This is a genomic window from Actinomadura sp. CNU-125 (genome assembly GCF_001942465.1).
Classification (GTDB): Bacteria; Actinomycetota; Actinomycetes; order Streptosporangiales; family Streptosporangiaceae; genus Spirillospora.
Window position 1 is genome coordinate 1 of record NZ_MKJY01000226.1, and the last position, 8,636, is coordinate 8,636.

The 8,636-nt window shown below is 73.4% G+C and carries 10 protein-coding genes; 8 read left to right on the plus strand and 2 right to left on the minus strand.

From position 1 onward, the window contains the following. The 4 genes from BJF79_RS61525 to BJF79_RS25270 form a co-directional block, all read left to right on the plus strand. Nucleotides 1-183, plus strand: a 183-nt coding sequence (locus tag BJF79_RS61525) for a hypothetical protein (protein ID WP_262402553.1), incomplete at its 5' end; no start/stop codon positions are given. A 91-nt stretch (nucleotides 184-274) separates the two neighbouring features. Next, a complete protein-coding gene (locus BJF79_RS61530; protein ID WP_262402554.1) occupies nucleotides 275-388 on the plus strand; it encodes a hypothetical protein in 114 nt (37 codons plus the stop codon). Next, a complete protein-coding gene (locus BJF79_RS61535; RefSeq protein WP_262402555.1) occupies nucleotides 385-600 on the plus strand; it encodes a hypothetical protein in 216 nt (71 codons plus the stop codon). Before BJF79_RS61530 ends, BJF79_RS61535 begins: the two co-directional genes overlap by 4 nt. Nucleotides 601-660: 60 nt before the next feature. Beyond that, entirely contained in the window at nucleotides 661-1,614 is a 954-nt protein-coding gene (locus tag BJF79_RS25270; protein WP_075901027.1) for a zinc-binding alcohol dehydrogenase family protein, read from the plus strand. Between the two features lie 4 nt (nucleotides 1,615-1,618). Here the strand turns inward: BJF79_RS25270 and BJF79_RS25275 are convergent, their stop codons facing one another. Together BJF79_RS25275 and BJF79_RS25280 are read right to left on the minus strand one after the other, a co-directional pair. Beyond that, nucleotides 1,619-2,272, minus strand: a complete 654-nt coding sequence (locus BJF79_RS25275) for a LuxR C-terminal-related transcriptional regulator (protein WP_410050138.1) — start codon at nucleotides 2,270-2,272, stop codon at nucleotides 1,619-1,621. Between the two features lie 73 nt (nucleotides 2,273-2,345). After that, nucleotides 2,346-3,629, minus strand: a complete 1,284-nt coding sequence (locus BJF79_RS25280) for a sensor histidine kinase (protein WP_083733864.1) — start codon at nucleotides 3,627-3,629, stop codon at nucleotides 2,346-2,348. Between the two features lie 167 nt (nucleotides 3,630-3,796). On the opposite strand from BJF79_RS25280, the gene BJF79_RS25285 reads away from it, so the two are divergent. The 4 genes from BJF79_RS25285 to BJF79_RS53700 form a co-directional block, all read left to right on the plus strand. Further along, complete coding sequence (locus BJF79_RS25285; RefSeq protein WP_075901031.1) at nucleotides 3,797-4,429, plus strand: class I SAM-dependent methyltransferase; 633 nt, start codon at nucleotides 3,797-3,799, stop codon at nucleotides 4,427-4,429. 76 nt (nucleotides 4,430-4,505) lie between these two features. Next, nucleotides 4,506-5,972, plus strand: a complete 1,467-nt coding sequence (locus BJF79_RS25290; RefSeq protein WP_075901033.1) for a sugar porter family MFS transporter — start codon at nucleotides 4,506-4,508, stop codon at nucleotides 5,970-5,972. 292 nt (nucleotides 5,973-6,264) lie between these two features. Then, nucleotides 6,265-8,247: a threonine--tRNA ligase gene (gene thrS / locus BJF79_RS25295; protein ID WP_075901035.1), complete on the plus strand. Its 1,983-nt coding sequence runs from the start codon at nucleotides 6,265-6,267 to the stop codon at nucleotides 8,245-8,247. Nucleotides 8,248-8,358: 111 nt separating this feature from the next. Next, nucleotides 8,359-8,636: hypothetical protein (locus BJF79_RS53700; protein ID WP_410050137.1), on the plus strand; the 278-nt coding region annotated here is incomplete at its 3' end.

Below are 8,636 nucleotides of genomic sequence, written 5' to 3' on the forward strand. Positions count from 1 at the left end.
ACCGCCGAGGCTGGACGGCGCGTTCGTGCGCTGCGACGTGCGCGAGCCCGCCGACAGCGAGCCGCCGTCGCCGCCGCCGTCGACCGCTTCGGGGGGCTCGACCTCGCGTTCCTCACGCGGGCGTCGCCGGAGGCGGCGGCGTCGGCGACGACTTCGACCCCGTCGCCTACCGCCGCGCCATGAGCATCAACCTCGACGGCGTCGTGTACGGCGCGCACGCCGCCCTCCCCGCGCTGCGCGCCGGCGCGGCGGCGACATCGTCGCCACCGCCAGCATGGCCGGGCTCACCGCCACCCCGTTCGACCCCGTCTACGGCGCCAACAAGGCCGCCGTCGTCGGTCTCGTCCGCGCCCGGCCCCACCTCACGCGCCCGAGGGGATCCGCGTGAACGCGCTGTGCCCGTCCTTCGCCGACACCGACATCCTCGAAGGCATCCGCGGGCACCTCCAGGACACCGGCTTCCCGATCCTGGAGGTCGCCGACGTCGTCGAAGCCTTCATGTCGATCCTGGCGGGCGACGCCGCGGGCGAAGCCTGGTACGTCGTCCCCGGCCGCACGTCCGAGCCCTTCCGCTTCCGCGGCGTCCCGGGCCCCCGCTGATCGCCGACCGCCGACCCATCGCGCCCCGCCGCCCGACCCGAACCGTCCGAACGGAGAACCATGCGAGCCGTACAGATCACCGAGTTCGGCGGTCCCGAGGTGCTGCACGTCACCGAGCTGCCCGACCCCGTCGCCGGGCCCGGGCACCTGCTCGTCGACGTCGCGCGCGCCGGGATCAACTACGCCGACACCCACCAGGCCGAGAACAGCTACCTCGCCGAGTCGACCCTGCCGATGGTGCCGGGCGGCGAGGTCGTCGGCACCAAGGCGGGCGGCCGCGTCGTCGCGCTCGTCGGCACCGGGGGCTACGCCGAGAAGGCCGTCGCGCCCGAGACCCTCGCGTGGGACGTGCCCGACGCCGTCGACGACGTCACCGCCCTCGGCATGATCGTGCAGGGCGCGTCCGCGTGGGTGCTGCTGCGCCGCAACGTCCACCTCGCGCCGGGCGAGTCCGTCGTCGTGCACGCGGCCGCGGGCGGCGTCGGCACCCTCGCCGTCCAGCTCGCCAAGGCGTGGGGCGCGGGCCGCGTCATCGCCACCGCCTCGTCGGAGGAGAAGCGGGCGCTCGCCCTCGAACTCGGCGCCGACGTCGCCGTCGACGCGAACGAGCCGGACATGAAGGCCGCGCTGATCGACGCCAACGGCGGCCGCCGCGTCGACACCGTCCTGGAGATGACCGGCGGCACCGTCACCGACCAGAGCATGAAGGCCCTCGCCCCCTTCGGCCGCCTCGCGTTCTACGGCATGGCGTCCCGCAAGGAGCCGAGCCCGGTCCGTCCGGCCGCGCTCATGTCGCACTCCACGACGATCTCCGGCATGTGGCTGGCGCACGTGTTCCAGTTGCCCGGGGACGTCATGCGCACCGCCCTCACCGAGCTGTTCGGCCTCGCCGCCGACGGCCGGCTGCGGGTGGTCGGGGGCGGCGAGTACGGCCTCACCGAGGTCCGCCGCGCCCACGAGGACCTGCGCGCCCGCCGCACCAGCGGCAAGCTCGTCCTCGATCCGTCCCGGTGACGGGTCAGCCGCCGACGAGGCCGTTCTCGTACGCGTAGACGACGGCCTGCGTGCGGTCGCGCAGCGCCAGCTTCGTCAGGACGTGCCCCACGTGCGTCTTGACGGTCTGCTCGGCCAGCACGAGTTCGGCCGCGATCTCCGCGTTCGACAGTCCGCGGGCGATGAGCCGCAGCACGTCCCGTTCCCGGGGCGTCAGCCCGGCCGTCGCCTGCGGGCTCGGCCGCTGGTGCCGGCGGCGCCGCGCGAAGTCGCCGATCAGCCGCCGGGTGATGGACGGCGCCAGCAGCGCGTCGCCCGCCGCGACGACCCGCACCCCGTTCACCAGGTCGGCCGCGGACGCGTCCTTCAGCAGGAACCCGCTCGCGCCCGACCCCAGCGCCTCGTACACGTACTCGTCCAGGTCGAACGTGGTGAGGACCAGCACCTTCGGCCGCACCGCCGCGGCGTCGGCGTCGCCGCGCGCGTCGCCGAGGGGCGTGCCGACCAGCTCGGCGGTGGCGGCCAGGCCGTCCATCTCCGGCATCCGGATGTCCATCACGATCACGTCGGGGTCCAGCTCGCGGGCCATCGTCACGGCCTCCCGGCCGTCGCCCGCCTGCCCGACCACCTCGATCCCCGGATCGGAGGACAGCAGCGCCGCGAGCCCGTCGCGGATCATCACCTGGTCGTCGGCGATCAGCACCCGAATCGTCACGACGCCACCTTACGGCGTCAAGCCCCCCGCCAGGAGATCAATCGGCGTCCCCGTAGGGGAGTTCGGCGACGACCGTCCAGCCGGAGCGGCCGTCGGCGTCCCCTTCGCCGTCCCCCTCCCCGCCGATGGGGCCGGCCTGCAGGTCGCCGCCCAGCATCATCGCGCGCTCGCGCATCCCGACGAGCCCGTGGCCGCCGCCGTGCGACTCCGCCGGGGTGCTGCGGGCGCCGTCGTCGGTGACCGTGACCCGCAGCGACTCCGTCCCGTACTTCACCTCGATGTGCACCCGCGAGCCCGGCGCGTACCGGGCGGCGTTGCTGAGCGACTCCTGGACGATCCGGTACGCCGACAGGTCCACGCCCGCGTTCAGCGGCCGCGGCAGCCCGGTGACCACGGTGGCGACCGACAGCCCCGACCGGCGGGCCGTCGACACCAGGTCGTCCAGCAGGTCCAGGCCGGGCTGCGGCGTCCGCTCGGCGCCCTCGTCGGCGGAGCGCAGCAGCCCCACCACCCGCCGCGTCTCGGTCAGCGCCTCGCGCGCCGCGTCCCGCACCACGCCGAACGTCTGCCGCGCCGCGTCCGGCAGCTCGGGGATCTTGTAGGGGGCGGCCTCCGCCTGCATCGCGATCACCGACATGTGGTGCGCGACGACGTCGTGCAGCTCCCGCGCGATCCGGGCCCGTTCCTCCAGCACCGCCTGCCGGGCGAGGTCCTCGCGGTGCTGCTCCTCGCGGCGGCGCAGCTCGGCCATCGCCGAGTGCCGCCCGCCGACCGCGTCGCCGAACGTCAGCGCGAGCGCCGCGAGCCCGGCCAGGATCGTGCCGAACCAGCCGGGCGTCCCGAACAGCACCGCGGGCGCGAACACCCCCGCGATTGTGACCGCCCCGACGCCGACCGTCGTCTCCCGGTCGCAGCCGACCCCGACGAAGAACAGGATGACCACCATCGCCAGGATCGCCGTGACCGGCCACGGCATGAACCCCTCGCCGTGCCGGACCAGCACGATCAGCAGCATCCCCGCCGCCGCCGTCCGCCACGCCCGCAGCGGCCACCGCGCCGCGAAGATCAGCGGTGCCGCCTGCAGGACGCCGAGCGGCCAGGCGACGCCCGGGTCCATCTCGTCCGCGACGACGGAGATGGCGATGGATCCCGCGGTGAACCCGATCGTCAAGGCGAGCAGGAACGCCATCAGGGGGTAGCGCAGCGCCGGGTGCGCGGGCAGCAGCGTGACGCCCGGCTCGTCCCCGCCCGGCAGGACGGCGGAACGCACGCCCGCCGTCAGCCGCGGCCGTCCCGCCTCGAAGTGGTCGGTCTCGTTCATTTGTCAGGAAGCCTAGGACGTGCGGTGACGCGCCCGCCTGCACCCGGGGAGGGATTTTCGGACCGGGCCCCCAGGTATCGGACGGGCGGCGCCGGACGGGCGCCCGACGGGGGCCGGACGGGCGCGGCGATCTTGCGCATGATCGCTTCGCGGCGGACACTGCGGGCATGACGGACCTGAGGCATCCGATCTTCGCCCGGCTCTACCCGCGGATCGCAGCCGCGTCCGCGCGGGCGGGCGTGGACGCGCACCGCGCGGAGCTGCTCGCCGGCGCGTCCGGCCGCGTCCTGGAGGTGGGCGCCGGGCACGGGGCCAACTTCCCGCACTACCCGCCGGAGGTGGCCGAGGTCGTCGCGGTCGAGCCGGAACCGCGGCTGCGGCGCGGCGCGATGGCGGCCGCGGCGCGCGCGCCCGTCCCGGTCTCGGTCCGGCCCGGACGCGCCGAGGAGCTCGGCCTGGACGACGCGTCGTTCGACGTCGTCGTCGCGTCGCTCGTGCTGTGCTCGGTGCGCGACCCGCTGCGCGCGCTCGCCGAGATCCGGCGGGTGCTCAAGCCCGGCGGCGAGCTGCGCTTCTACGAGCACGTCCGGGGGAGCACGCCGCGCAAGGTGCGCTTCCAGCGGTACGCCGACCTCGTGTGGCCGTTCCTGGCCGGGGGCTGCCGGCTGGCCCGGCCGACCGACGAGCTCATCGCGCGGCTCGGTTTCACCGTCCGCGGCGCGCGCCGGTTCGATTTCCCCGATTCGGGGCCGCCGAACCCGGCGTCGCCGCACGTCCTGGGCGTGGCCGTCCGCGACTGAACCGGCGCGCGCGGGGGCCGTCGGCCGGGGCCCGGGCGTCCGCATAAGGTCACCGCTCCCGGGAAGATCGCCGGGCATGACCCCATCGAACAGCGACGGCCCGGCGCCCCGCGACGATCCGTCCCCCGGGCAGGCCCCCTCGCATTCGGCCGCGACGGCCGCGCTCCTCGCGGGCGCGGCCGCCCTCGGCGGCTTCCTCTTCGGGTACGACTCGTCGGTGATCAACGGGGCGGTCGGCGCGATCGAGGACGAGTTCGGCCTGAGCGACTTCACGGTCGGTTTCGTCGTGTCGTCCGCGCTGCTCGGCTGCGCCGTCGGCGCCTGGTTCGCGGGCCCCCTCGCCGACCGGCTCGGCCGGGTCCGGGTCATGCTGATCGCCGCGATCCTGTTCGTGGTCAGCTCGCTCGGCTCCGCGCTGGCCTTCAACGCGGTCGACCTGACGTTCTGGCGGGTCGTCGGCGGCCTCGCGATCGGCGCGGCGTCGGTCATCGCGCCCGCCTACATCGCCGAGATCGCGCCCGCCGAGCTGCGCGGGCGGCTCGGCTCGCTGCAGCAGATGGCGATCGTCCTCGGCATCTTCGCCGCGCTGGTCGTCGACTACGTCATCGCGGAGGTCTCCGACGGCGGCGCGAGCGGCGCGTTCCCCTGGGGCGGGACGGCCTGGCGGTGGATGTTCGCCAGCGCGATCGTGCCCGCCGTCGTCTACGGGGTGATCGCCACGACCATCCCCGAGTCGCCGCGCTACCTGGTGAAGCGGCACGAGACCGAGCGGGCCCGCGACGTCCTGGCGCGGCTCATGAAGCCGAGCGAGGTGGACGCCAAGATCCGGCAGATCGGCCGGTCGATCAGCGCCGACCGTCCGGTGCGCCTGCGCGACCTGCGCGGCCGCACGTTCGGCCTGCTCGCGGTCGTGTGGGTCGGGATCCTGCTGTCGGTGTTCCAGCAGTTCGTCGGCATCAACGTGATCTTCTACTACTCGTCGTCGCTGTGGCAGGCCGTCGGCTACACCGAGAGCGACGCCATGTTCACCTCCGTGATCAACTCGGTGGTCAACGTGGTGTTCACACTGGTGGCGATCGCACTGATCGACCGGATCGGGCGGCGGCCGCTGCTGCTGATCGGCGCCGCCGGCATGACGCTGTCGCTCGGCACCCTGGCCGTCTGCTTCTCCACGGCGACCGTGGTGGACGGGGAGCCCGCGCTCGGCGACGTCGCTGGCCCGGTCGCGCTCGTGGCCGCCAACGTCTTCGTCGCCTCGTTCGCCGCGACCTGGGGTCCGGTCGTGTGGGTGATGCTCGGCGAGATGTTCAACAACTTCATCCGCGCGGCCGCGCTCGCCGTCGCTACCGCGTCGCAGTGGATCGCGAACTGGATCATCACGACGACGTTCCCGGAGCTGTCCAGCGTGTCGCTCGTCCTCGCGTACGGGCTGTACACGTTCTTCGCCGCGCTGGCGTTCCTGTTCACCTGGCGGGTCGTCCCGGAGACCAAGGGGCGGGAGCTGGAGGACATGGACAAGCTCACCATGAGGGCACGGGCGTGACGGGGCACCGTCCGTTAGAGTGGGACACATGCGAGCCGTGTTCGGGAACGTCTTCGAGACGACGACGCCGGGTCTATCCCGGCGCTACGGCCGCATGCACTGACATTGCACGCGGTGAGGCCCCGGGAGCGATCCCGGGGCCTCACCGCTTTCCGGGACCGCGCCGGAGCCCGCCCCGCACGAAGGAGGCAGGCGAATGGACGAACGGAGAGGACGGGACGCGTCCGGCGGAGCGCCCGACTCGATAGCATCGGAACCCGCCGAATCCGATCCGTCATCGCGAGGAGTACCCGTGTCCACCGTGTCTGAGCTGCGCATCACCCTCGACGGGAGCGAACGGGTGGTGCCGGCCGGCTCGACCGCCGGGCAGGCCCTCGACGCCGACGGGCGCACCGTCGTCGCCGCCCGGGTCAACGGCGAGCTGCGCGACCTGGCCGGCGAGCTCCAGGACGGCGACAGCGTCGCGCCCGTGGAGATCGGCTCCGCCGACGGGCGCGCGATCATGCGGCACTCGGCCGCGCACGTGATGGCGCAGGCCGTCCAGGAGCTGTTCCCCGAGGCGAAGCTCGGCATCGGCCCGCCCGTGGAGAACGGCTTCTACTACGACTTCGACGTCGCCGAGCCGTTCACCCCCGAGGACCTCAAGCGCATCGAGAAGAAGATGCGCGAGATCGTCAAGCAGGGGCAGCGGTTCGCGCGGCGCCCGGTGTCCGACGACGACGCCCGCGCCGAGCTGTCCGGCGAGCCGTACAAGCTGGAGCTGATCGGCCTCAAGGGCGGCGGCGCCGAGGACGCTGCGGAGGGTGCGGCCGTCGAGGTCGGCGCCGGCGAGCTGACCATCTACGACAACCTCGACGCCAAGTCCGGCGAGCTGCGCTGGAAGGACCTGTGCCGCGGCCCGCACCTGCCGACCACCCGCGTCGTCCCGGCGTTCAAGCTGATGCGCTCCGGCGGCGCGTACTGGCGCGGCAGCGAGAAGAACCCGCAGCTCCAGCGCATCTACGGCACCGCGTGGGAGTCCCGCGAGAAGCAGGACGAGTACCTGAAGTTCCTTGCGGAGGCCGAGAAGCGCGACCACCGCAGGCTCGGCGCGGAACTCGACCTGTTCTCCTTCCCGCCGGAGCTCGGCAGCGGGCTGCCCGTCTTCCATCCCAAGGGCGGAATCATCCGCAAGGAGATGGAGGACTACATGCGGCGGCGGCAGCAGGAGGCGGGCTACGAGTTCGTCAACACCCCGCACATCACCAAGTCGTCGCTGTTCGAGATCTCCGGGCACCTGCCGTACTACGGCGACGACATGTTCCCGCCCTTCGAGGTGGACGAGGTCGAGTACCGGGTCAAGCCGATGAACTGCCCGATGCACAACCTCATCTTCCGGTCGCGCGGCCGGTCCTACCGCGAGCTGCCGCTGCGGATGTGCGAGTTCGGCTCGGTCTACCGGTACGAGAAGTCCGGCGTGGTGCACGGCCTCACCCGCGTGCGCGGCATGACCCAGGACGACGCCCACATCTACACCACCAAGGAGGAGATGGGCGACGAGATCAAGTCGCTGCTGAGCTTCGTGCTCAGCGTGCTGCGCGACTTCGGTCTCTCGGAGTTCTACCTGGAGCTGTCCACCAAGGACGACTCCGACAAGTTCATCGGCGACGACGCCGACTGGGCGGAGGCCACCGAGGCGCTGCGGCAGGCGGCCGAGGAGTCCGGCCTCGACCTCGTCGACGACCCGGGCGGCGCCGCGTTCTACGGCCCGAAGATCTCGGTGCAGGCCAAGGACGCCATCGGCCGGACCTGGCAGCTGTCGACCATCCAGCTCGACTTCAACCAGCCGAAGCGGTTCGGGCTGGAGTACCAGGCGTCCGACGGGACCCGGCGGCAGCCCGCGATGATCCACCGGGCGCTGTTCGGGTCGATCGAGCGGTTCCTCGGCGTGCTGGTCGAGCACTACGCGGGCGCGATGCCGCCGTGGCTGGCGCCGGTGCAGGCCGTCGGGATCCCGATCGGCGACGCGCACGTCCCGCACCTGGAGAAGGTCGCGGCGGCGCTGCGCGAGCGCGGGATCCGGGTGGAGGTCGACACCTCCTCCGAACGCATGCAGAAGAAGATCCGCAACGCGCAGAAGCAGAAGATCCCGTACATGCTGCTGGCGGGCGACGACGACGTGGCCAAGGACGCCGTGTCGTTCCGCTACCGCAACGGGGAGCAGAAGAACGGCGTGCCGATCGGCGCGGCGGCCGACGAGATCGCCGCGGCCGTCGACGCCCGCGTGCAGGTCTGACACCGCCCGTCCGGGGGCGGTCGTCGCCGCAGCGCGGGCGTCCCCGGGCGTTGGTAGCCTCGACGCTCATCGCGCGGGGGAACGCGCGGGAGCAGAGAGGGCTGGACGCGGATGAACACCAGGAGGCCGGGGCGGCGCGGCCGGTCGATCTGGGGACGGATCGCCGGGTACGGGGTCGCGGTCCTGCTCGTCGCGGCGCCGCCGCGGTCGCGCGTCCCGCTGCTGGAGAAGGACGGCGGCGCCGGTGCGGCGGGCGCCCGGACGCCCGCGGCCGGTGCGACCGCGCCGTCCAACGCGCCGCACCCGGCACACCGCGCCGCCCACGGTCCTCCCGACGCCCGGCCGGACCGGGCAGGGGGCCGGCGGTGCGCAGGGCGGCGGGCAGGGAC

Excerpts from the sequence above, each read along its gene's own strand:
- BJF79_RS61530 (WP_262402554.1), top strand. The coding sequence starts at position 275 with ATGGCCGGGCTCACCGCCACCCCGTTCGACCCCGTCTACGGCGCCAAC.
- BJF79_RS25290 (WP_075901033.1), top strand. The coding sequence starts at position 4,506 with ATGACCCCATCGAACAGCGACGGCCCGGCGCCCCGCGACGATCCGTCC.
- BJF79_RS25285 (WP_075901031.1), top strand. The coding sequence starts at position 3,797 with ATGACGGACCTGAGGCATCCGATCTTCGCCCGGCTCTACCCGCGGATC.
- BJF79_RS25270 (WP_075901027.1), top strand. The coding sequence starts at position 661 with ATGCGAGCCGTACAGATCACCGAGTTCGGCGGTCCCGAGGTGCTGCAC.
- BJF79_RS25275 (WP_410050138.1), bottom strand. The coding sequence starts at position 2,272 with ATGATCCGCGACGGGCTCGCGGCGCTGCTGTCCTCCGATCCGGGGATC.
- BJF79_RS25280 (WP_083733864.1), bottom strand. The coding sequence starts at position 3,629 with ATGAACGAGACCGACCACTTCGAGGCGGGACGGCCGCGGCTGACGGCG.